This window comes from Ureibacillus sp. MALMAid1270, from assembly GCF_049202975.1.
Taxonomy (GTDB): Bacteria; Bacillota; Bacilli; order Bacillales_A; family Planococcaceae; genus Ureibacillus.
Genome location: NZ_JBMIRP010000085.1, coordinates 43552 through 67909, shown reverse-complemented (window position 1 = coordinate 67909; position 24358 = coordinate 43552). Strand labels below are relative to the sequence as shown.

General features: G+C 33.8%; 21 protein-coding genes and 1 pseudogene. 18 read left to right on the top strand and 4 right to left on the bottom strand.

Translation table 11 applies throughout. The features are described 5' to 3' along the window. Positions 1 to 58: 58 nt before the first annotated feature. Positions 59 to 775: a CpsD/CapB family tyrosine-protein kinase gene (locus ACOQFO_RS11305; protein WP_421689767.1), complete on the bottom strand. Its 717-nt coding sequence runs from the start codon at positions 773 to 775 to the stop codon at positions 59 to 61. 428 nt (positions 776 to 1203) lie between these two features. On the opposite strand from ACOQFO_RS11305, the pseudogene ACOQFO_RS11300 reads away from it, so the two are divergent. Then, positions 1204 to 1356: pseudogene (locus tag ACOQFO_RS11300) on the top strand (RlmI/RlmK family 23S rRNA methyltransferase); the annotation flags it as partial. Positions 1357 to 1403: 47 nt separating this feature from the next. After that, positions 1404 to 1586: a hypothetical protein gene (locus tag ACOQFO_RS11295; protein ID WP_421689766.1), complete on the top strand. Its 183-nt coding sequence runs from the start codon at positions 1404 to 1406 to the stop codon at positions 1584 to 1586. 404 nt (positions 1587 to 1990) lie between these two features. Here the strand turns inward: ACOQFO_RS11295 and ACOQFO_RS11290 are convergent, their stop codons facing one another. Beyond that, the gene (locus ACOQFO_RS11290; protein ID WP_421689765.1) at positions 1991 to 3247 is read right to left on the bottom strand and encodes an NAD(P)/FAD-dependent oxidoreductase; all 1257 of its coding nucleotides are present in this window, start codon (positions 3245 to 3247) and stop codon (positions 1991 to 1993) included. A gap of 255 nt (positions 3248 to 3502) precedes the next feature. On the opposite strand from ACOQFO_RS11290, the gene asnB reads away from it, so the two are divergent. The 3 genes from asnB to ACOQFO_RS11275 all read left to right on the top strand — a co-directional run bounded on the left by asnB (position 3503) and on the right by ACOQFO_RS11275 (position 8001). Then, positions 3503 to 5362 (top strand): asparagine synthase (glutamine-hydrolyzing), encoded by a 1860-nt coding sequence (asnB, locus tag ACOQFO_RS11285; RefSeq protein WP_421689764.1) that lies wholly within the window; start codon positions 3503 to 3505, stop codon positions 5360 to 5362. Positions 5363 to 5661: 299 nt separating this feature from the next. Beyond that, entirely contained in the window at positions 5662 to 7278 is a 1617-nt protein-coding gene (locus tag ACOQFO_RS11280; protein ID WP_421689763.1) for a putative polysaccharide biosynthesis protein, read from the top strand. Between the two features lie 9 nt (positions 7279 to 7287). Next, a complete protein-coding gene (locus ACOQFO_RS11275) occupies positions 7288 to 8001 on the top strand; it encodes a pseudouridine synthase (protein ID WP_421689762.1) in 714 nt (237 codons plus the stop codon). Positions 8002 to 8079: 78 nt separating this feature from the next. Here the strand turns inward: ACOQFO_RS11275 and ACOQFO_RS11270 are convergent, their stop codons facing one another. Then, positions 8080 to 8301 carry a DeoR family transcriptional regulator gene (locus tag ACOQFO_RS11270; protein ID WP_097148604.1) on the bottom strand — a complete coding sequence of 74 codons (222 nt, stop codon included), beginning with the start codon at positions 8299 to 8301 and terminating at the stop codon, positions 8080 to 8082. A gap of 601 nt (positions 8302 to 8902) precedes the next feature. Between ACOQFO_RS11270 and pepV the strand changes: the two genes are divergently transcribed. From pepV to ACOQFO_RS11240, 6 genes are all read left to right on the top strand, one after another. Then, positions 8903 to 10294, top strand: a complete 1392-nt coding sequence (gene pepV, locus ACOQFO_RS11265; RefSeq protein ID WP_421689761.1) for a dipeptidase PepV — start codon at positions 8903 to 8905, stop codon at positions 10292 to 10294. A 20-nt stretch (positions 10295 to 10314) separates the two neighbouring features. Continuing rightward, positions 10315 to 11169 carry a D-amino-acid transaminase gene (dat, locus tag ACOQFO_RS11260; RefSeq protein WP_421689760.1) on the top strand — a complete coding sequence of 285 codons (855 nt, stop codon included), beginning with the start codon at positions 10315 to 10317 and terminating at the stop codon, positions 11167 to 11169. Positions 11170 to 11265: 96 nt separating this feature from the next. Further along, complete coding sequence (locus tag ACOQFO_RS11255) at positions 11266 to 12243, top strand: nuclease-related domain-containing protein (protein ID WP_421689759.1); 978 nt, start codon at positions 11266 to 11268, stop codon at positions 12241 to 12243. 16 nt (positions 12244 to 12259) lie between these two features. Beyond that, entirely contained in the window at positions 12260 to 13222 is a 963-nt protein-coding gene (locus ACOQFO_RS11250; RefSeq protein ID WP_421689758.1) for a diacylglycerol/lipid kinase family protein, read from the top strand. A 48-nt stretch (positions 13223 to 13270) separates the two neighbouring features. After that, positions 13271 to 13921, top strand: coding sequence for a tRNA (guanosine(46)-N7)-methyltransferase TrmB (gene trmB / locus ACOQFO_RS11245; RefSeq protein WP_421689757.1), 651 nt, complete (start codon positions 13271 to 13273; stop codon positions 13919 to 13921). Positions 13922 to 13983: 62 nt separating this feature from the next. After that, on the top strand, positions 13984 to 14856 hold the full coding sequence (locus ACOQFO_RS11240; protein ID WP_421689756.1) for a YtnP family quorum-quenching lactonase: 873 nt from the start codon (positions 13984 to 13986) through the stop codon (positions 14854 to 14856). Between the two features lie 122 nt (positions 14857 to 14978). On the opposite strand, the gene ACOQFO_RS11235 is transcribed toward ACOQFO_RS11240, so the two are convergent. Then, entirely contained in the window at positions 14979 to 15293 is a 315-nt protein-coding gene (locus tag ACOQFO_RS11235) for a hypothetical protein (RefSeq protein WP_421689755.1), read from the bottom strand. A gap of 235 nt (positions 15294 to 15528) precedes the next feature. Here ACOQFO_RS11235 and ACOQFO_RS11230 point away from each other — a divergent pair, with 235 nt between their 5' ends. The 7 genes from ACOQFO_RS11230 (at position 15529) to murC (ending at position 24172) form a co-directional block, all read left to right on the top strand. After that, positions 15529 to 16608 (top strand): M42 family metallopeptidase, encoded by a 1080-nt coding sequence (locus tag ACOQFO_RS11230; RefSeq protein WP_421689754.1) that lies wholly within the window; start codon positions 15529 to 15531, stop codon positions 16606 to 16608. Between the two features lie 126 nt (positions 16609 to 16734). After that, positions 16735 to 17256, top strand: a complete 522-nt coding sequence (locus tag ACOQFO_RS11225; RefSeq protein WP_421689753.1) for a DUF84 family protein — start codon at positions 16735 to 16737, stop codon at positions 17254 to 17256. Between the two features lie 75 nt (positions 17257 to 17331). Then, the gene (locus ACOQFO_RS11220) at positions 17332 to 17844 is read left to right on the top strand and encodes a hypothetical protein (protein WP_421689752.1); all 513 of its coding nucleotides are present in this window, start codon (positions 17332 to 17334) and stop codon (positions 17842 to 17844) included. 124 nt (positions 17845 to 17968) lie between these two features. Continuing rightward, the gene (locus ACOQFO_RS11215; RefSeq protein ID WP_421689751.1) at positions 17969 to 18784 is read left to right on the top strand and encodes a DUF1444 family protein; all 816 of its coding nucleotides are present in this window, start codon (positions 17969 to 17971) and stop codon (positions 18782 to 18784) included. Then, positions 18781 to 19398, top strand: coding sequence for a YtpR family tRNA-binding protein (gene ytpR / locus ACOQFO_RS11210; RefSeq protein WP_421689750.1), 618 nt, complete (start codon positions 18781 to 18783; stop codon positions 19396 to 19398). The genes ACOQFO_RS11215 and ytpR overlap by 4 nt, the downstream gene beginning before the upstream one ends. A 277-nt stretch (positions 19399 to 19675) precedes the next feature. Continuing rightward, positions 19676 to 22546, top strand: coding sequence for a DNA translocase FtsK (locus ACOQFO_RS11205; protein WP_421689749.1), 2871 nt, complete (start codon positions 19676 to 19678; stop codon positions 22544 to 22546). Positions 22547 to 22870: 324 nt separating this feature from the next. Next, positions 22871 to 24172 (top strand): UDP-N-acetylmuramate--L-alanine ligase, encoded by a 1302-nt coding sequence (gene murC / locus ACOQFO_RS11200; protein WP_421689748.1) that lies wholly within the window; start codon positions 22871 to 22873, stop codon positions 24170 to 24172. Positions 24173 to 24358 lie beyond the last annotated feature (186 nt).

The following is a 24358-nucleotide window of genomic DNA, read 5'->3' as shown; positions in this document are numbered from 1 at the left end:
AAAAGCTGTCTAATGGAGGGTAGTCCACTTTAGACAGCTTTTTATCTATTTCCGGTTATTAATAGGTTCTTCTTCGATAAGCATAATCATCATAATAATATTTACTTTTTGGGAGTTTAAAATTATTTAACACGACACCTAGAATATTAGCTTGGGATGCTTGTAATGCAGCTTTTGCTTTAACCACATCCGACTTATCAACGTTTCCAGAGTTAACAATCATTAACGTTCCATCACATTTATTTGCTAAAATTTGAGCATCCGAAACAGAAAGTACAGGAGGAGCATCAAAAATGATTAAATCAAATTCTGCAATCACACTTTGCAAGAAATAATCCATATTTTTAGAGGATAAAAGCTCACTCGGATTCGGCGGGATTGGACCAGCCGGAATAATATATAACCCTTCTACTTCCGTAATTTCGATTGCCTCAATATACTCATGTTGTCTTGTTAGGATCGTTGATAATCCGTATGTGTTAACCATAGGGAATGTAAAATGCAATGTAGGTTTACGCATGTCTGCATCCACAAGTAAAACCTTTTTTCCTTCCTTTGCGAACACTACACCTAAATTAGCAGCACTTGTAGACTTTCCTTCGTTTGGAATGGAAGAAGTTATTAATAAAGTCTTTAAATCCTTATCTGGCATTGAGAATGAAAGATTTGTACGTATCGTTCTAAATTGTTCCGAAATAATATTCTGTGGTTTTGATATAGTAATTAATTTCTTTCCTCTAGAATTATTGGGTATGTCTTTCCTTTTTCTTTTCATAGTAAATCCTCCAATTCTCATGTTTTGGTAGATTCTATATATGTCTTTAGAATTAGTTCGTATACCAAAATCTTCAGACAAGTGAAATTTTATACTTACAATTATAGAAAAAACTTACAATAATTAATACTATTTTCCTACGATAAATTCCGTTGTATATCGACAAATTTCGCGGATTGAAAAATAAATGATAAAGTTTCCTGAAGTGTGGAAATAATACTTGTGGCTTTTGGTACATTCGAATTGTGTAAATGTTGATCATTGTGGGAGTATGTTGTAAAGGTTTCATGACTACATCATTAGAAAGCATTAAATATTTCATCGTCGCTTTTTATACAAATAAATGTAATAATAGTTAGGTTAAGTGTAGATAGGATGTATGAATGAATCAAATAATCGAGTTAAAAATAAAACCTAATTTTGTATCAGAAATTGCAAATGATCTAAATGATGGAGCGATGACAGGGATTTTCCTTGATCAGCGTAATGTACGTCTTTCACTTCGAGAAAACTATTCGGAAGGAAAGACAGTCTTAAATACATTTTCTTATACAGGTGCATTTTCAGTTTCGGCTGCCATATTTAAAAGTGTGTTTCATCCAATTACTAAAATAAGGAATGAATTTAATTGAAATATTCTAAAGCAACAATGCTGAAGTTAGTTAATGAAGAAAGAGCACTTCACGACGAACTGAAGCGAATTAAAAGTGAGATGGATTTAGAGAAAAATCTAGCCTTAAAAGCTTTATATCATTCTGCAGTTGCTGATGGCGGCCGTTATCAAATGCGCTATCAGGAACTTGACCGATAATAAATAACGCCCTAGGTCATAAGCCTTCGGGCGTTTGTTTTTATGTTATGATGCTATAAATATTATGAAGCGTTCGGAAAGTGACACATAGGGGGAAGTTACGTAACAAAAAATCTAGGATTCCTGCGAAAGTGTCACGTAAAATGAAGTTACGTGACAGAAAATCAGGGGGGCGTGGGAAAAGTGTCACGTAAGACCAAGTTATGTGACAAAAAATCCAGGGATCACTGGAAAAGTGTCAAAATAAAGCCGTTATTTAGACAGAAAATGTGAGACCACTCCATAGGTGTCAAAATAACCTAGTTATCCTGACAAAAAACCTCAGTCCCCAATTAATATGTCAAAATGAAGATTAATATCTCCATACACTATCGCTAACCCTAACACCAACCTACCAAAACTACCTACTCCATTGCTCCCGCACTCATCCCTGCAATTCTTCCAGTAACTAATGCACTAGTTATATTGTATCCACCTGTGTAGCCGTGAATATCTAAGATTTCTCCACAGAAGAAGAGTCCCACTTTCTTTTTTGAAGCCATTGTTTTCGGTTCGATTTCTTTTACTGAAACACCGCCGCCAGTTACAAAAGCTTTTTCTAATGGTTGAGTGCCGTGAACATTCATTGTGAAACCAACTAATTCACGAGCAAAAGAACGAATTTTCTCTTGTGATATTTCTGCACCAGTTAAAGAAGAATCAATCTTCGCACGTTCTAATAAAAACAATAGCCATCGTTCAGGAGCTAAGTTTTTCCAAACATTTTTCACAGATTTCTTTGGTGCTTCTTTTAATAGTTTCACTAAAAACTGAAAGCAAGATTCCTCATTATGCTCTGTTAATGTTTGAATCCGAAGCTGAACTGGGGCACCGCCATTTTTCTTACGCTCTTTAACTATGAATTGACTACAGCGCAAAATAGCAGGGCCGCTAACACCAAAATGAGTGAAAAGCATGTCCATTTGATGTGTCACAAGGGTTTTACCTTTACTATTCAATACGGATACAGCAACATCACGTAATGCTAAACCTTGTAGTTCTTTTGATTGTATAAAAGGTTCGTTTGATAAGACGGGTACTTCCGTTGGGTATAGTTCAGTAACTGTATGTCCTGCACGTTCTGCCCATGGATATCCATCTCCGGTAGAACCAGTTTGAGGAACTGCTTTACCGCCAACAGCTACAACTACAGCTTTCGCCCGAAGTTCTTCACCATTAGATAGTCGAACACCTAAAATCCGTTCATCGTCCATTAATAATTTTGTTACTGCTGTTTGAAGTCGGATTTCAACATTTCGTCTCTCTAATTCGTTCACCAGTGCGTTGACGACATCTTGTGCACGATCTGATTTAGGGAACATTCGCCCATGATCTTCCTCTTTTAATGGAACTCCTAATCCTTCAAAAAAAGAAATAATGTCTTCATTATTAAATACGGTAAATGGGCTATATAAAAATCGTCCATTACCAGGAATGTGTTTCACAATTTCATCAACCGATAATCGATTCGTCACATTACAACGGCCACCACCGGATATAGCAAGTTTTTTCCCAAGTTTATTTCCTTTTTCGATTAAAAGTACACGGCTTTTTTGTTCCCCAGCTGCGATGGCTGCCATTAAACCTGAGGGACCCCCGCCTATAACAATTACGTCATACATAAATGAATACTCGCTTTCTAAATTTATTTCTTTATTATTATTTCCAAATAAATAAAATTGCATCAATTTGGACATAGTAAATTTAAAGAATCTAAAACTATCATCTTTATATTAATATACGAAAGATTTAGGGTGCTTCATTGAATCTTTGTTAGAAAAGTTTTATAATCTTTTACACTGACTACTGTAACATACAAAAGACCATTCATGGTATGATGTATAAGTATTGCATTTTTAAGGCACGAGGTGAAAAATATGTGCGGATTTATTGGCTATGTTAACGGAACAAATATTATTGATCATCATCAAACAATAGAAAATATGATGAATACAATCATTCATCGCGGACCTGATAGCGGTGGCATACATACAGACGACAAAGTAACTTTAGGTTTTAGACGTCTTAGTATTATTGATTTATCAGATGTTGCAAATCAACCACTATACAGTAACGATGGTAGCATTGTTCTAGTATTTAATGGTGAAATTTATAATTTCCAAGAATTACGAGAAGACCTAATTGCTAAAGGTCATCAATTTAAAACGAAATCAGATAGTGAAGTTTTAATATACGGATATATTGAATATGGTGAAGAGTTTGTGAAACAACTTAGAGGCATGTTTGCATTCTGTATTTGGGATAAAAATAAAGACCACTTATTCATCGCAAGAGATGGATTTGGCATTAAACCGTTGTATTATACAAATCATACAACAGATAACACAATCATTTTTGGTTCAGAGATTAAATCCTTTTTACCGCACCCATCATTCATTAAAGAGTTAAATAAAGATGCTTTACGCCCATATTTAACTTTCCAATATTCATCAATGGATGAAACATTCTTTAAAGGTGTTTATAAATTACCACCTGCAAATTACATGATTATTAAAGATGGTAAAATTACAAAAATGGAACGCTACTGGGATAAAAAATTCCATGAAAAAGAAAACACACTTGACCATTATGTACAAGAAATTCAAGATACGATGAAAGAATCAGTTGCTGTTCACCAAATTAGTGATGTAAAAGTAGGAGCATTCCTTTCAGGAGGAGTTGACTCAAGTTATGTAACTTCACTAATGCGTCCGAACAAAACATTCTCAGTTGGTTTCAAAGATTATGAATCCATGTTTAATGAAACAACCCATTCAAAAGATCTGTGTGATATTTTAGGAATTGAAAACGAAAGTAAATATATAACTGCAAAAGAGTGCTTTGAAGCACTACCAACAATTCAATATCATATGGATGAACCACAATCAAACCCATCTAGTGTGCCACTTTATTTCCTTTGTGAGTTAGCTAGTAAAGATGTAACTGTTGTATTATCTGGGGAAGGTGCAGATGAAATTTTTGGTGGTTATGAATGGTATCAACCTTCTAAAAAAATGGAGACTTATGAAAAAATACCACTAGGACTTCGTAAAGCTGTTCGCAAAATTGCAGAAAAATTACCGAAAAATAAAGTTTCAAACTTCCTTATTAAAGGTGGACAAACAGTTGAGGAGCGCTTTATCGGTGAGGCAGTTGTTTGGGACGAAGAAGATGCTTATAACGTATTGAAACCAGAATATCGTAACGGTCCTACTGTACAATCAATTACAAAACGTATTTATAAAGAAGTACCTGGACATGACGATGTTTCAAAAATGCAATATTTAGACTTAAATCTTTGGATGCCTGGTGATATTTTATTAAAAGCTGATCGCATGAGTATGGCGCATTCTTTAGAACTACGCGTACCATTCTTAGATAAAGAAGTAATGGAACTTGCGAAAAACATACCTTCTAAGTATCGAGTAAATGAAATTGATACAAAATATGCACTACGACAAGCTGCAAACAAAGAACTACCAGAAGAGTGGGCGAAACGTAAGAAATTAGGTTTCCCTGTACCAATTCGTCACTGGTTTAAAGAAGAAAAGTACTATAAATTAGTGAAAGAAATGTTCACAGCAGATTTCACTCATGAATTTTTCGATGTAAATCAACTAGTAGGCTATTTGGATGAACATTATACTGGAAAGGCTAATCGTGCTCGTTATATTTGGACGGTGTATGTATTCCTTGTTTGGTATAAACGTTTCTTTATTGACGAAGTAGCAGCATAAATATAGATGAAAATTCAAAGGACTGTCTCAAAAGATTGATTATCATTCTTTTGGGATAGTGCTTCTTTTTTAGCGAATCAAAAAAGTGCCCTTTTTAATGCACAAGAATTGCAAAATATCACCTATTTTTAGTAGTTGATGTCTTTCTAAATGTGAAATAAGAACAATTCATTTATAATAATACAGAGAGTTTAGTAGGTCACTTTACATAGATGTCATTTGAACTAATGAATTCGAACTAGATTAAGATTGTAATACATACAAATGATTCTCAACCTAAAATAGATAGGATGGATTTGATGTCCTCATTAATGAAAGGCACAGCGATATTAACCATTGGAATGTTTCTATCGAAAGTGCTTGGATTAATCTATATTTTCCCATTTTACGCAATTATCGGTGAAGACAATATGGCATTATATACTTATGCCTATATTCCATATTCAATTATGTTAAGTATTGCAATATCCGGTCTTCCATTAGCAGTTTCAAAATTCGTATCAAAATACAATACACTGGGTGATTACGAATCAGGCTATAAGTTGATGAAATCAGGAATGCTCATTATGACTTTAACAGGTATAGGAGCATTTATCGTTTTAAATTTATTAGCAACACCTATTGCACAAGTCGTTATTAACAGTGATGAACAAATAATTACGGTCGAACAAGTTGCATCTGTTATTCGCTGGGTAAGTTATGCGCTAATCGTAGTTCCAATTATGAGTTTATGCCGTGGATTTTTCCAAGGGTATAACAAGATGGAACCAACTGCAATTTCTCAATTAATCGAGCAGATCGTCCGCATTATTTTCCTATTAGCTGGTTCATTTATTATTGTTGTTCTTTTAAAAGGTCATCCTGAAACTGCGGTTTCTCTATCCGTGTTTGCAGCGTTTATCGGTGCAATTGGAGGATTACTTATTCTTGGATATTACTGGAAGAAATATAAACCGGAATTTGAGACATTAAGAAGTCAAAGTATAGTGACAAACTCTAATATACAATTGTCTGTTATTTATAAAGAAATATTAACGTATTCAGTCCCTATTATATTTGTGGGACTAGCTAATCCGCTGTTCCAGCTTGTAGATATGCTTACATTCAACAGTGCTATGGCATCAATCGGTATGTCGTCGGTTTCAGATAACTATTTTACGATGGTTAACTTTACTACTCATAAAGTGGTCATTATCCCAGTAATGCTTGCAACGAGTTTGTCATTAGCGCTTATTCCAACTATTACGAAATATTATACTCAAGGTGAGTTTGGATTTTTACGTAATGCGATGGACAAAACGTATCAAATCTTATTTTTCATCACATTACCTGCAGCATTAGGGATTTCTGTTTTATCAAATGAAATTTATTACACCCTATATTCTGAAAGTGAAATGGGAGCAAGTATTTTAGCGCACTATGCTCCAGTAGCGATTCTTTTTGCTTTATTCCAAGTAACAGCAGCATTACTACAAGGAATCGACTATCAAAAATGGATTATCTTTAGTTTGTTGACGGGTATTCTAGTAAAATTAATGCTTAATACGCCACTGATAAAAGTTATGCAAGCAGATGGTGCAATTCTAGCTACTGCTATTGGATACGGTGTATCTATTGCGATTAACTTAATTGTATTGAAAAAGGTACTCAACTATCAGTCTAAAATGGTAAAACGTCGTATTTTATTAATCGTGATTTTATCTATTTTGATGGCAGTTGCCGTTTTCATTGTTCAAAAATTACTCATTTCTATTTTAGGACCAGTAGAGAGCAAACTATCAGCTATTTTCATCTCGATCATTTGCGTAGGTGTTGGTATAGCTGTTTATGGTGTGGTGTCATTTAAATTAGGCTTAGCTCAAAAAATGTTAGGTGAACGTATTACAAGACTTGCAGCAAAAGTAGGGTTGAAATAGGAGGTTTCCATGCGTTTAGATAAATTATTAGCAAATATGGGCTATGGCTCAAGAAAAGAAGTAAAGCAACTACTTAAACAAAATGCAGTAACTGTTGATGGAGAAGTTGTAAAAGATTCTAGTATGCATGTGAATCCTGATGAACAAGATGTTTCAGTTTTTGGCGAAAGAGTGATATATACGGAGTTTATTTATTTAATGATGAATAAACCTCCTGGTGTCATTTCTGCTACTGAGGATTTAGTTGACCAAACTGTTATTGATTTACTGGATCCTCTCTCTCAGCATTTCAAGCCATTTCCTGTAGGACGGCTCGATAAAGATACAGAAGGCCTTCTTTTAATAACGAATGACGGTCAGCTTGCGCACAATCTTTTATCACCTAAAAAGCATGTCCCAAAAACGTATTATGCAAAAATTAATGGAGTAGTTACAGAAGAAGATGGTATCGCTTTTAAACAAGGCGTTGAATTAGACGATGGATATGTTACAAAACCTGGTGATTTGAAAATTTTAAAATCCGGGCCACAATCTGAAATAGAGTTAACAATTCAAGAAGGGAAATTTCATCAAGTAAAACGTATGTTTGAAGCGAGAAATAAAAAAGTGACTTACCTTAAAAGAATATCCATGGGTAGTTTAGTTTTAGATGAAGAGTTAGAACTTGGGGATTACCGTGAATTAACGAGTGAAGAATTAAATGCATTAAAAAATATTGAGTAAAATAAAAAGAATGACCCCGACGAAAGGTCATTCTTTTTTATGTCGGAAGAAGTACAATGGAGTACTTCTTTCAAAAATCTAAGATGTTAACTTTACCTTTTTCTTCGTCGTTGTCCATTTGCCTCTACTTGGACTTGTAACCAAGTTATTGAAGGCTAACACATTCAAATCTCTTTGAATGGTGCGAGGAGTGATGTTGAACTCTTCGACTAAATCCTGTGTAGACACAACCCCCTTATCAAGGATAAACATGTACACGTCTTTAATACGATTAAGCATTCTATCAGTAGTTGGTTTCATTAAATAAACCACTCCTTCGATCTTAATTCTCATGGCAAAGACTAGCGGACGACTCATATGTGCGAGGTGCACAGGCTCTAAATTTCTGCCTTAGACATCCCCTTTTTATTAGAATTTTTAGTCAAAACTATCATTTGACAAGCTCATTATAGCAATAAACTATTAAAATTTCCATTCATCTCATATAAAATTTACAATGTTTGAACAATTTTTTATTCATTTATAAATAGTTGTTTAATTATCAATTTACAGATAATTCGGTTTGAACTACTGAATACATAGGATTCTACTACATTTTCTTTAAAGTATTTAATTTGATAGATACCGAAAAATAAAAATAGTTCTCGATTGTATTTTTCATTATTAAGAGTAAAATTATGTTTAATTTTAACTTCATTCACCAGAATTTTCCCAATTCTATAATTGGTGAGATGAATGCATTTCAGGATAATCCATTCAGTGGGGGGTCACTTTGACTGAATGAAGTTAAAGCCTCCGGCGGATGCCACAGATTTTTCAAAGGTAATTATCGAGCTATCTCGATAAAATCTAGGCGGCAAATACGCTAAGGCGAATTTGATAATTTATTAGGAGTGTTTTTATGGATTGGTTGAAAAATGCTGAATCTAGAAAAGATGAATTGATTACTGAATTACAACAATTAATTCAAATCGAAAGTGTATTAGATGAACAAACTGCAAATGACGATGCCCCATTTGGCCAAGGACCATTACAAGCATTACAATGGATGTTAAACAAAGGTGAGGAATACGGTTTCACAACGAAAAATATTGATCAGATGGCAGGTCATATTGAAATGGGGCAGGGTGAAGAGTTACTCGGCATTTTATGTCATGTCGATGTTGTCCCGGCAACAAATGGGTGGACGTACCCTCCTTTTAAAGGTGAAGTAGTGGACGGTAAACTCTATGGTCGTGGTGCTATCGATGATAAAGGACCAACAATTGCAGCATGGCTTGCAATGAAAATGGTGAAAGAATCAAATGTCCAACTAAATAAGAGAGTTCGTATGATTATTGGTTCCGATGAAGAAAGTGGATTTAGATGTGTAAAACGATATTTTGAGAAAGAAGAAATGCCTACAATCGGATTTGCTCCTGATGCAGATTTCCCTTTAATTAATGCTGAAAAAGGAATTGCCAATTTAGAGTTTACTTTAATCAATCATATGCAAGAGTCTGAACAATTAATATCATTCCAAGCTGGAAAGAGAACAAACATGGTTCCAGATCACGCTGAAGCTATTGTAGAAAATGTGAATTCAGAAGTCATTCAAAATTTTCAAAATTTTGTAGAGAAAAATAATTCGGATGGTACTATAATAATAGATGACAACCAGTATATCATCACTTTGAAAGGAAAATCAGCTCATGCTATGGAACCTGAAAAAGGGAAAAATGCAGCTGTGCTGTTAAGTAAGTTTTTATTGGATCAATTAAATTCAGGAGCTGGTCAAGAGTTTATCCGTTTCATCGTTCAATCTTTCGATAATGATCATTACGGCAATGCTTTAAAGTTAGATTTTGAAGATGAAGCTTCTGGTAAAACAACACTTAATCCTGGAGTTGTTAAATTTGACCGTAAAAATGGTGGAAGCGTACAAGTTAGTATGAGATATTCTGTTTCTTATCCATTTGATGAAAAGATTACGAAGGCTCAATTAGAACTTTCTAAATCTTCATTTACTTTAGATATCCTTTCAAACTCTAAACCACATTATGTTAGTGAAGAAGATGATTTTGTTCAAACGTTATTAAGTATTTATAAAAAACATACAGGTGATTCTACTGGACCGTTATCAACAGGTGGCGGAACGTATGCACGAACGATGGAAAAAGGTGTTGCATTTGGAATGTTATTCCCGGGAGAACCTGATGTTGCTCATCAAACGGATGAATATGTTGTTGTCGAAAACTTAGTGAAAGCAGCAGCGATTTACGCTGAGGCAATTGTCGAATTAGCTAGTAAATAATTTTAAAGGATGAGGATTCTATGGGTTACACATTATGGAATGACAAAATTGTGAACGATGATGAAGTTGTCATCAGCAAAGAAGACCGTGGCTACCAATTTGGTGACGGAGTTTATGAAGTAATTAAAGTTTATAATGGTGAAATGTTCACGATTGACGAACATATTGATCGCCTTTATTTAAGCGCGGATAAAATTAAACTAACGATTCCAATGACAAAAGATAAATTACACAAGTTAATTCATGAACTTGTTGAAAAGGATCAATTAGGTACTGGTCATATTTATCTTCAATTTACTCGTGGGACATCACCTCGTGTTCATAATTTCCCAGTTGGTGATATTCAACCAGTTCTTACTGCATATACAAAAGAAAATGCACGTCCATTAGAAAACTTTGAAAAAGGTGTTAAAGCTACTTTTGTAGAAGATATTCGCTGGTTACGTTGTGACATTAAATCATTAAACTTATTAGGTGCTGTTCTTGCAAAACAAGAAGCTGTAGAAAAAGGTTGCTATGAAGCAATATTACATCGCGGTGATGTTGTAACAGAAGGTTCTTCAACTAATGTATTCGGTATTAAAGACGGTGTTCTTTACACACACCCAGCTAATAATTTTATTTTAAAAGGAATTACACGTACTGTTGTTTTAGAATGTGCAAATGAAATCGGTCTACCAGTAAAAGAAGAAGCATTTACTAAAGCAGAAACATTAGAGATGGATGAAGTATTTGTTACTTCTACTACATCTGAAGTTACACCTGTAATTAGTATTGATGATGTGAAAATCGCTGAAGGTAAAGTTGGCGAATGGACACGCAAATTACAAGCCCAATTCGAAACAAAAATTCCTAAATCACTACAAGTGAAATAATAGAGTATAATAAGTAGGGTAGCTCAAATAAAGAGCTATCCTAATTTTTTGTGATTAAATTAGGATAGATTGTTTGGAATTTAGGGAGTGAATAAATTGGCTCAGTTAATAAAACTTCAAGATTATATATCTAGATATCAAATTGATATGAACCGTTATCCAGCGCAATTTATTCGCATGAAAAAAAGTGGCTGGGAACGAGTAAAAAAAGAATGGGAATCTGGCAATCTTGTTCAAAATTGGGAACATATCGACGAAAAAAATGAGATTGTAGAAGTTGAAGAAAAGAAACGATTTTCCCTTAAGAAATTATTTAAAAGAAATCAAAATACAAATATAGAAGAAGTATTTGAAACGCCAGTTGAAAATCCAAAAGAAGACAGCGAAGATCGACTTCCAGATGATGATACGACGTTCTACTTTAAACCTAATATCATATACAATCCACAAACGTTAGATGAGTTAAAGAAAATCTTTATTGATCAGTTCTTTCATTTTCAAATGAAGTGGGCAAGTTCTACAGTACGTGAAAAGTCTTTTGTGGATAGTAGATTTTTACGTGATAGTTTTTTAAGGACGATATTGCAAAAGTTACCTGACAATTATTTGGTATTATATTATCCCGTTATTAAATTAAAGAATGCTCCAATTGAGTTAGACATTATCATCTTAACTCCTCTGGAATGCCTTTGCATTACGATGGTAGAACGGGAGGATTTTGCTGTTTTTATAGGGAATAGTGAAAGGGAACATTTTTGGGTGAAAAAGGTTGGCAAACAGGATAAGAAAATATTAAACCCAATCATTCAATTAAACCGTATGGAATCCATTATTTCGAAAGTGTTTACTCAGAATAAAGTAGAAATGCCGATTCGTAAAATTCTTTTATCAAGAAATGGTTATTTTGATTATCCTGGTACGATCTATAATTTACAGTTTGTTGATAAGCGAGAATATCCGAAATGGATTCAAGAGACGAGACATTCAACATCACCGATGAAACATATGCAAATTCAAGCTGCTAAAGCACTTTTAAGTAGTGTTCAAACGACTTCGTACAATCGTATTCTGTAATTAAAGGAGGGTATTAGTGGAGGTTCATTTTATCATCAATGAAAAAGCGGGGAATGGGAAGGGAAAGAAAGTATGGAACAAATTTAAGGACCAATTAACAATACCTTTCTTTGAGCATTTTACGCAATATAGCGGACATGCATTACAATTAGCTCATTCAATCACTCATAAATTAGTTGAGGAAAATAGAGAAGGGCTATTAATAGCCGTCGGTGGGGATGGAACCATTCATGAAATTATTAATGGTATAACAATGCCAAGTAACATCTATGTAGGTTATGTAAAAGCGGGATCAGGTAATGATTATTCAAGAGCTTATCATACTTTTGTTAGTGCTTACGAGATTGAACAATTTGTACAAAACCCTATAGGTATTAAAATGGATTGTGGACAAATGTTTTACAATAATAATGAGAGTAAGAAATTTGTAAACAATGCTGGTGTTGGATTTGACGCCTTCGTTGCTAGAAAAGTGAATGGATCGAAAACAAAAAAGTATTTCAATAAAATCGGCTTAGGTAAATTAAGTTATGGTTTCGCCACTATAGTTGCCTTATTTAAATTTAAGCGATTTGATGTTGAAGTTATTGTAGACGGTAAGCAATATAAATTTCGGAAATCATGGTTTGTTACAGTCAGCAACCAACCATACTTTGGCGGAGGTATGAAACTATCTCCTAAATCAAAAGCAAATGATCAACAATTTGAAATTACCATTGTACATAACCTTTCCCATATGAAACTTTTATTTTTGTTTATGACGGTGTTTACTGGGTCACATACGAGTTTGCCAGAAGTTACTCAATTAAAAGGTACGGAATTTCAGGTACAAGTAAAGGACCCTCTTTACTTACATGCAGATGGAGAAATCATTGGCTTAACTACTGAGCAAAATAACACAATTACATATAAAATTTTGAATGAAAGCTGGACATCTGTTAACATAAACATAAATTCTACGCAAAATGATAAGTTTTAAGCTATAATGGTATAAAATTATTGTACATCTATGAAATGAGGAAATACAGTGAGATTAAGAAATAAACCATGGGCATTAGATTTTATTAATGAACATCCGGAAATCATCATCCCAAATCCAGAAGAGTTTAAGGGAAGATGGAATGAAGTCTTTGGAAATGATAATCCTGTGCATATTGAGGTTGGTACTGGTAAAGGTCAATTCGTTACTGGGATGGCACTTCAAAATCCAGATATTAATTATATAGGAATTGAACTTTACGATAGCGTAATTGTAAGTGCACTTGAAAAAGTATTAGAAGCAAACTCACCAAAAAATCTTAGATTATTAAAGGTTAATGGTGCAGACTTAGAAAAATACTTCCAAAAGAATGATGTAAGTCGAGTATACTTAAACTTTTCTGATCCTTGGCCGAAAGTACGTCATGAAAAACGACGTTTAACTTCGGGTGGATTTTTGAAATTATATGAATCCATTTTAATAGACAATGGAGAAGTTCATTTTAAAACGGATAACCGAGGACTTTTTGAATATTCGTTAGTTAGTGTTTCTCATTATGGCATGTTGTTAAAATATGTATCACTTGATTTACATGCAAATATGCCAGAAGACAATATTATGACAGAATATGAAGAAAAGTTTTCAAAAAAGGGGCAACCGATTTACAGATTAGAAGCACAATTTATTTCAAATAGATAACACGTTGTGCCAAGCCACGAATTCTATATTCGTAGTTGAACAATTGTAAAGGGGAGAAATGGATGGACAAGCTACAATTTCACAACATGACACTAACATGGCTCGAAGGGGGAGTTACATCATTAGATGGCGGAGCAATGTTTGGTGTTGTGCCAAAACCATTATGGAGTAAAAAATACCCAGTTAATGAGAAAAATCAAATTGAGTGTGCAACAGAACCGATTTTGATTCAATATGAAGGTAAAAATTATTTAATCGATAGTGGTGTTGGATTTAATAAGTTAAATGAAAAACAACTTCGTAATTATGGTGTAACAGAAGAATCTAGTATTTTAGAAAGCTTAGAATCACTAGGTTTAACTGCTGAGGACATTGATGTTGTATTAATGACTCATTTACATTTCGATCATGCTGGTGGATTAACTCGTTGGGAAGGCGATGTATTAGTCCCAACATTCCCAAATGCTAAAATCTATACAACTGAAGTGGAATGGGAAGAAATGCGTAATCCAAATATCCGTTCTCGCAATACGTATTGGAAAGAAAATTGGGAACCAGTTCAGCACCTAGTAGAAACTTTTAAGAATTCATTAGTTGTTGCTCCTGGAATCGAAATGATTCATACGGGTGGTCATAGTGAAGGTCATGCCATTATTAAATTGACACAAAATGGTGAAACACTTCTTCATATGGCAGATATTATGCCAACACACGCGCATCAAAATCCATTATGGGTAATGGCATACGACGATTACCCAATGACGAGTGTATTCGCTAAAGAGAAGCTAATGAAAGAAGCTTTAAGTAATGGGTACAAGTTTATTTTCTACCACGACGCTTACTATCGTATGATTCAGTGGGATGAATCTGGTAAAGAAATAAAAGATTCATTGAAAAGAAGTAAAGAAGCTTATATTCAGTTTAGTACGAATTAATCGAAAAGCTCTCAGGAAAGTTGGTGGACTTTCCTGAGAGCTTTTTTGATGTTGAAGTGATTACAAGACAGTTTTTCGGAATTTCATTAAATTTTGTCTAGTAAATCGCAATTTCGAGACAATCAGATTCTCTTCAAATCCACAATAACCCCAGATCGGGCGTCTGCAGAAAATTCAAATGACTCCATTTCCCCGTTGTTTAGTCTTGAAATGCCACCTTTATACACAGGAATTGATGTAACACCATTATAGAAGTCTTCAGTTTTCATGTAGATCCAGGAACCATCGATTGGTGCTTCTTTTTTAAATTGAGCTTTTACATTGTTTAATACTTGATTTGCAGGAACGAACGGTGAGATTCGTTCAGCTGTTTCTTTTATTACGATTGCAGCGGCAAGTCCAGTTGCAACACCTATTAAAAAATCACGTAGTTTCAATTGCCATCCTCCTTTACAATATCCATAATTTTATCATTAAATTTCCATTTCGTCTTGTTTGGTTTATGTTTATATCCATCATCAATTTGGGGAAAGTAATCGTGAACCATGCATTATTTCGTAACATTCAATTGTATTTTATTTACCTAAAAGTTATGTAAGTAATTATATGGAATTAACACCCATATGTGCTAAAATAGAAAACAAGTTAAATATGACAGGGAGTGTGCGTTTTTTGAACAGTGAAACTTTAAGTTTATTTAAAACATTAACTGAACTACCTGGAGCTCCGGGTAATGAACATGCTGTAAGAGCATTTATGCGTTCCGAGCTCTCGAAATACTCAGATGAAATTATTCAAGACAATTTAGGTGGAATCTTTGGTGTACGTAAATCAGAAGATCCAAATGCTCCTAAAGTCTTAGTAGCTGGCCATATGGATGAAGTGGCATTTATGGTTACTAGTATTACGGATAATGGTATGATCCGTTTCCAACCACTTGGCGGATGGTCTAACCAAGTATTACAAGCACAACGAGTGTTAGTTTATACAAAAGATAAAGAAATTCCTGGTGTAATCGCAAGTGTTCCTCCTCATTTATTAACTGAGCAGGAGCGTTCAAAACCAACAGAGATTAAAAACTTACTAATTGATGTTGGGGCAGATAGTAAAGAACATGCGAAAGAATTAGGAATTCAGCCAGGTCAATCTATTATTCCTATTTGTCCATTTACACCAATGGCAAATCCAAAGAAAATTATGGCGAAGTCTTGGGACAATCGTTATGGTTGCGGTTTAGCCATTGAATTATTAAAAGAATTAAAAGATGAAAAACTTTCTAACCATCTTTATTCTGGTGCAAATGTAATGGAAGAAGTGGGATTAAGAGGTGCGCAAGTTTCTGCTAATATGATTCAACCTGATATTTTCTTCGCATTAGATGCTTCACCAGCGAACGATACAACAGGTGATAAAAGCCAATTTGGCCAATTAGGAAATGGTGCTCTTGTCCGCATATTTGACCGTACAATGATTACACATCGTGGTATGCGCGAGTTGATCTTAGATACAGCTGAATCTAACAATATTCCTTACCAATTCTTCGTTTCAGCAGGTGGTGGGACAGATGCTGGACGAGTTCACACTTCAAATAGTGGGATACCAAGTGCCGTAATCGGAATCTGTTCACGATATATTCATACTGCAGCGTCAATTATCCATGTTGATGATTATGCTGCTGCCAAAGAATTACTAGTTAAACTAGTTAAATCTATGGACCGTTCAACAGTTGATTCCATCCATTCAAATGTGTAAAGTTTAAGGTGCCGATGCGATTCGGCATCTTTTTTCGTTTTCATACGTCGTTTAATATGTGCTATTCAATCCCATATTTAAATCGTTATCACAATTTTGATTAATATATCTTTGGAGATGAACATAATGCAAGTATCTATAGGAACTAAAAACAGAGCAAAATCTGCAGCTATTACTAACATACTAAACAATTATTTTGAACAAGTTGAATACATACAGCTTGATGTCCCGTCGAATGTATCTGCACAACCTCTTTCTGATGAGGAAACAAGACAAGGTGCTATTAATCGTGCTATAAATTCTTTAAAACAATCAGGGGCTGAATTAAACTTTGGACTTGAAGGTGGTGTTAGAATCATTGATGGTTCTATGTATTGCTGTAATTGGGGTGCTCTAGCTTTAAAAGATGGAACGGTCATTACAGCAGCTGGTGCTTTATTTTTACTACCCGAAAGCATCGCTAATGAGATTCGATCTGGTAAAGAACTTGGCCCAGTGATGGAGGCTTATACAAATGAAAAAGGAATTCGTCACGGTAAAGGGGCAATCGGAGTATTTACAGAAAATCTTGTTGATAGAACTGAAATGTTCGAACACATTGTCAAATTACTAATTGGACAATACCTGTATATGAAAAATCACGCATAAATCGTTATGTTCATTCAATAGGATAACTATTAACCCTTTCATTACTAGCTTGAATATAGAAAGTGAGGAACCAGAGTGAAAAAGAATTTGTTGTTGATCTTAACAACAGTATTGATGTTATTATTATTGGTTGGTTGTGGGAAACCATTAGAGGAACAAATAGACACTGGTATTACAAATGCTGAAACGGCATTTAAGGATGAAACGCTTGAACCAAATACTGAAATAGGCAAAATAAAAGTATATCTTCCTACTGGTTATACAATTGAGGAAAGTGAAGATCATACGAATTATTTGTTAAAAAAAGATAACAAGCAAATGATATTATTTGTTAATCCGAATGAACAAAAAAATAGTAAACTGCTTTACGATTTGTATAAAGAAAATCAGGCGAAAGAAATTGTGGAAGAAAAAACGTTCGAAACAGAAGATACTTTTGGATTTACCTCTATCCTCCAAAATGATGAAGATAGTTTTGAATTAATCGTAAATGTTGGTGGTGTGAAAGTTTCTACATTGTCTTCTGCACAAAATATTGATAATATGCTACTTGAAATGATGCAAATAGCTCGTTCTGTATCATACTAACTATATTGTGATATGATTGTATACATGTTATACGCTGTATAAATTAAAGCGTTTTGGAGTTGTTCCAACGATTCAAACGGGACAACTCTTCATTTTTGTTAAAGCGATTTGAGGTGAAACGAAATTGAAATCAAAAGAACTCGTTGAAAAATTAAAATCTAGCATCGGTACAGAACGATTTGACTATCATTTTGATAGTGAAAAAGATGAGTTGCGAATTGAACATAGAACCTTGAAACAAGGGATGACGATTTATTTATCTGACATTCTAGCGAAATATCATACGATAAAAGAAAAGGCTATCGAAGAAGTTGTTTATACCATAGATCAAACCTTTGCAGCAATGGAAAGTGAAAAAAATGATGTAATCTATGATTTAGCTAATATATATCCAATCATTCGTTCCACATCCTTCCCATTAAAATCAAAAGAAGGTTCACCCTTTATTACAACAGAACATACTGCTGAAACTCGGGTATATTATGCGCTAGACTTAGGTAAAACATATCGAATAATTGATGAAAAAATGCTAGATAAACTAAATGTATCGGAACATCAAATTCGTGATGCTGCGCGGTTTTCTATTAAAAAGTTAGCAACAAATACGAAAAAGGATGAATTAGCCGGTAATATTTTCTACTTTTTAAATGAGAACGATGGCTACGATGCAAGTAGAATATTAAACGAAAGTTTCTTAAAAGAAATGAGTACAAAAATTGAGGGCGATATGACTGTATCTGTTCCACACCAAGATGTACTAATTATTGGTGACATTCGAAACGAAGTCGGATATGATATTTTAGCACAAATGACAATGCATTTCTTTACAGTTGGAATGGTTCCAATTACTTCACTATCATTTGTCTATGAAAATGGCGAATTAGAGCCAATTTTTATACTAGCAAAAAATAAACCGAATAAGGAGCAAGATAAAAAATGATTATTTCTTACAACAGACCATTTGTAGGTGACGTATTATTAGTTCAATTAGCTACAGAAGCAATTGTGAAAACGGAAGTAGAGAAAAAAGGTGACTTTGCTATCTTAAAAGAAGAAGCCACAAAAGAAGTGAAAGCCTTTAACTTATTTAATGCAAGTAAATATTTAAAATTAGATGTACAAGGAAATGTGGAAGTAACTCAAGAAATTGTAGAAGCCATTGAAAAAGCAATGGTAGCAAATAACGTTGATCTATCATTAGATGTGGACTTCTCTCCAAAATTCGTTGTTGGTTATGTAGAAGAAAAAGAAAAACATCCAGATGCAGATAAGTTAAGTGTTTGTAAAGTAAACGTTGGTGATGAAACATTACAAATCGTTTGCGGAGCACCTAACGTTGAAGCAGGACAAAAAGTTGTTGTTGCGAAAATCGGGGCAGTTATGCCTTCTGGTTTAGTAATTAAACATTCAGAACTAAGAGGTATCGCATCAGAAGGGATGCTTTGTTCTGCTAGAGAATTAGCTATTCCTAATGCACCAAGCGTAAAAGGCATTCTAGTTCTTGATGACAATTCAGAAGTTGGATCACCTTTTGTTACACCAACAAATCTATAAAATTTTCCGAGAGGATTTCCTAAAAGTTGCGAATAAGACTTTTAAGAAATCCTCAATTTTATTTATATTGTATATTCATTGTTATCATATTGAAATATTTATATGGTATGCTTTGACTATTAATCTATCAATTAGATGATATGGTATAAATATATGGTTTTTTTTGCAGGAATTTAGTCATATTAGCACATGATAAATAATACATAAAAGTAAATTACAAACACTATTATTCTTATCATATAATAGAAATGTTAGGTTTTAGAAGAGAGTGATAATGATGAGCTGGTTTAAAAAGAAATTTAGTAGATTTTTTTATGAAGAAAACAATGACCATGAAGAAGATATAGAATTAGAAGAAATGGATATTCAAGAAGAAACGTATGAATCCAATAAGAGGCGATCATTCCGTTTTCCTATTATTGCAGATGATGAAATAGAACAGTTAAAACCTGAACCAACTATAAATAATCATACTCAGCGTGTTGAAAAAAACTATTATGATCCAATGCCAAGTAGTATCGTTTATGACGTTGAAGTTTCAGGTATACGAGAGTTATTAGAAAAACGAAGAAATGGAAAAGGAAAATCGGTCCGGAAAAATCCAGTTGAATTGAAGCAATCAATAAAGCACAAACCGTTACCGAATAATCAAGCAAATATAACAAAGAAGCGAATTGAAATTGAAATTGAACCTCAACAAGTTGAGAGTCGCAGAAGATTTACTCCTTCTCAAGTTCCTTCGCCGGTACATGGTTTTAGAAAACCAAGTCCTATTAATCAATTACTAGATAAAAAGCAAGAATTATCTAATAGCACAACTATCGATCATAACTTACCGATAGAGAAGAACAATGCAATAAAAGAAGCGGAATTAGTACAAAAAGAAATAGCTAGTACTGATCTCTTTACTCGAAATAGAGAAGTGAAAGATTTATATGAAACAATCAATGAGTCAGTGCAGTATAAAACAAATTATGATGAACTAACGTTTAAACATGAAGTTCATGATATACAGGATGAAAAAGTAGTTAATGAACAAGTCCAATTAGTGAATGACCAGTCTTCATTACAAGAGAATATGATTTTAGAAAATCGTAATCTAACGTATAAGGAAGAATATCAAACGAGCCAGTTACTTGTTCAACAATTAGCAGATCGTGAAATCTCGTTTAATGAAGATTCACAAACTAATCAGTTTGAAATCTTTGAAGAAGAATCTTATGGTTTGGAGTCAATCGATTACGATCAAGATTATGATGATTTCACTGAAGATGAACCATTTGAAGAACTTCAAGATGATTACGAGGAACATTTGGAAGAATTTGATGATGAATATTATGATACGGAAGAAGAATTTGAAGCACAAACAAAATTAGAAGCATCCAATAATCATAATTTCAATAACATTGAAGAAGTGTTAGTAAAAAATGATGAGCCTACAATTGTTTCGAATGAATCAATTTTAGAGGATAATCTGAATAAAGTAGAAGATAAATCATCAATTCATCATACAGGTATTGATAATGAAAAAGCGTCATCAGGTAGTAAATTACCTTTTAACGTAATCATGCTAAAATCAGACAAAGAAAAATTGAAAATGAAACAGGCATTGCAAAAGCCAGTTGAACCAATAGTAGTGACAAAATCGGTAGGTAATGTTGAGAGTGATCATTCAGAGATAAGTGATGAAATTGAAACAATATCAGAAAATCATGATGAAGAACAGATCACAACAAACTATGTTTATGAAAAACCAGCTTATGAATATTTAGTTCCACCAGAAGAAAAGACAGAAGACCGTGAATGGATGGAATCTCAAGCTGAAAACTTAGTTGAATCTCTCTCACATTTCCAAGTAACAGCTCAAGTTGAATCGATTGTTCAAGGTCCAGCAGTTACACAATTTGAAATTACTGTGGGTCACGGGACAAAAGTAAGTAAAATTAAAAATTTAGCGGATGATCTAAAGCTTGCATTAGCTGCAAAAGATATTCGGATTCAAGCACCTATCCCTGGGAAAAGTTCAATCGGTATTGAAATACCAAACCGTATTTCACGAGCGGTAAGACTTTCAGAAGTAGTTTCTAGTGATATATTCACTCATTCGGAATCACCGTTAGAGGCTGCATTAGGACTTGATTTAACTGGTAAGCCAATTACAATTGACTTACGTAAAATGCCTCATGGCTTAATAGCAGGTGCTACTGGATCAGGGAAATCTGTATGTATCAATTCCATTTTAGTAAGTTTATTGTATAAAGCTGATCCACATGAATTGAAATTAATGCTAATTGATCCAAAAGTGGTTGAACTTGCACCATTTAATAATATCCCTCATTTAGTGAGCCCTGTTATTACAGATGTAAAAACTGCAACTGCTGCACTAAAATGGGCTGTTGAAGAAATGGAACGTCGTTATCAATTATTTGCTCATGTAGGTGTTCGAGATTTATCTAGATATAACAAGCAAGCTGAGAAGAATGGTAATAAAAATAAATTACCATATATCTTAATTGTTATTGATGAATTGGCAGACTTAATGATGATGGCGCCAAGTGATGTTGAAGAATCCATTGCACGAATTGCTCAAAAAGCAAGGGCATGTGGCATACATTTAATTGTTGCGACACAAAGACCATCTGTAGATGTCATTACTGGGTTAATAAAATCCAATATCCCAACACGTATAGCTTTCGCAGTATCTTCGCAGATTGACTCTAGAACAATCTTAGATAGTCAAGGTGCAGAACGCCTTTTAGGTAGAGGGGATATGTTGTATTTAGGAAATGGAATGAGTGCTCCAATTCGTATTCAAGGAACCTTTGTTACAGACGATGAGATTGAAGAAATTATTGAACATGTCCGTAGTCAAGGTAAGCCAAGTTATATGTTCGAACATGAAGAATTGTTGAAAAAGACTGAAACGGTGGAGGAGTATGACGAACTGTTTGAAGAGGTTTGTCGATTTGTTTATGAACAAGGAACCGCTTCTACGTCATCCATTCAACGTAAATATAATATTGGTTATAATCGTGCTGCACGTATGATGGATTTACTTGAAAAGAATGGATTCATTTCAGAACAACGAGGAAGTAAGCCTAGAGAAGTGTATATAACTGAGTCAGATTTAATGTCAATGTTTGACTAATGAGAGGGCTTTTTAAGCCCCTTTCATTTTTTTTAAAATAGTCTAAATTTGTTTAATAAATATTCGTCGGAACAGGTAAACTAATATTGTACGTTTAAAGTTTTACCAATTTAGTGCTATAATGGTATAGGTTTTTACCTAAAATAAACTAAGAGGGTAAGCAGGCAGATTCTCATTGTTATGTATTATCATGTCTGTTATTGATTGAAGGAATTATTGTACCCCGTTCAAAAGAAACATCATTTTATTTATATTTACTTACTAAATTAATTAAAAAAGTTCATCATAGGGGTCAAGATTTAAGCATCCCGGGAGGTTTTCAGTATGACAATTTATCATTTTACAGGTATTAAGGGTTCGGGTATGAGTTCATTAGCCCAAATTTTATTTGACTCAGGTGAACAAGTACAAGGTTCAGATGTTGAAACATATTATTTTACAGAAAAGCCATTAAGGGATCGAAATATCACAATATTAAAATTTGATCCTGATAATATTAAACCAGGATTGACAGTCATTGCTGGAAATGCTTTTTCGGATGATCATCCAGAAATTGTTCGAGCAAAAGAAATTGGCGTTGAAGTTATTCGTTACCATAAGTTTTTAGGTGACTATATTAAAAAATACACATCCATTGCCATTACAGGTGCACATGGTAAAACATCTACAACAGGTTTAATGAGTCATGTGATTGGTGGATATAAGCCAACATCCTTTTTAATTGGGGATGGAACTGGTTCCGGAAAACAAGATGCAACATTTTTTGTAATGGAAGCATGCGAATATCGTCGTCATTTTTTAGCTTATCAACCGGATTATGCAGTAATGACAAATATCGACTTCGACCATCCTGATTATTTTGCAAATATTGATGATGTATATAGTGCATTTCAACAATTAGCTTTACAAGTGAAAAAGGCTATTATTGCATGTGGTGATGATGATTATTTACAAAAAATTCAAGCAAATGTTCCTGTGGTTTATTACGGTTTTGATGCGCAAAATGATTTTGCAGCAAGAAACATTGTAAAAACAACTGAGGGCACAAGTTTTGAAGTTTATGTACGAAATGAATTCTATAGTACATTTACAATTCCTATGTTTGGGGATCATAATGTGTTAAATTCATTAGCAGTAATTGCGTTATCCCACTATGAAGAAATTCCTGCTGAACTAGTGCAAGAAAGACTAAGTACTTATTCAGGTGTAAAAAGAAGGTTTACTGAAACGAAAATTGGTAACAATGTACTTGTAGATGACTATGCGCATCATCCAACGGAAATTAGAGCAACGATTCAATCTGCTCGTCAAAAGTATCCAGACCGTGAACTGATTGCAATTTTCCAACCACATACTTTCAGTCGAACTGAAGCGTTCTTACAAGATTTTGCAGACAGTTTAAGTCAAGCAGATGCAGTATATCTTTGTGATATTTTTAGTTCAGCACGTGAGCAAAGTGGAAATTTAACAATTGTTGATCTGAAAAAACTTATTGACGGTAGCGAAGTTTTACAATTAGATCATATAGAATTTTTAAATAAACATAACAATGCAGTGTTCCTATTTATGGGTGCTGGTGATGTTCATAAATTCCAAGATGCATTTGAGGATTTACTTAAAAATTAATTGATGCGAATCTTAAGTATTTTTGATGAATGTAAGACTAAAAAATGACAGCTTATCTTTAAGGTAGGCTGTTTTTTCTCAAAATAATTAGCTTCTGCTTGTCCATAATTGTATTTTCAATGTATGATATCTAAAGAGTTTTTTCCTTACATATCCATTTTAAAGGATAATTTACATGTCGGAAAA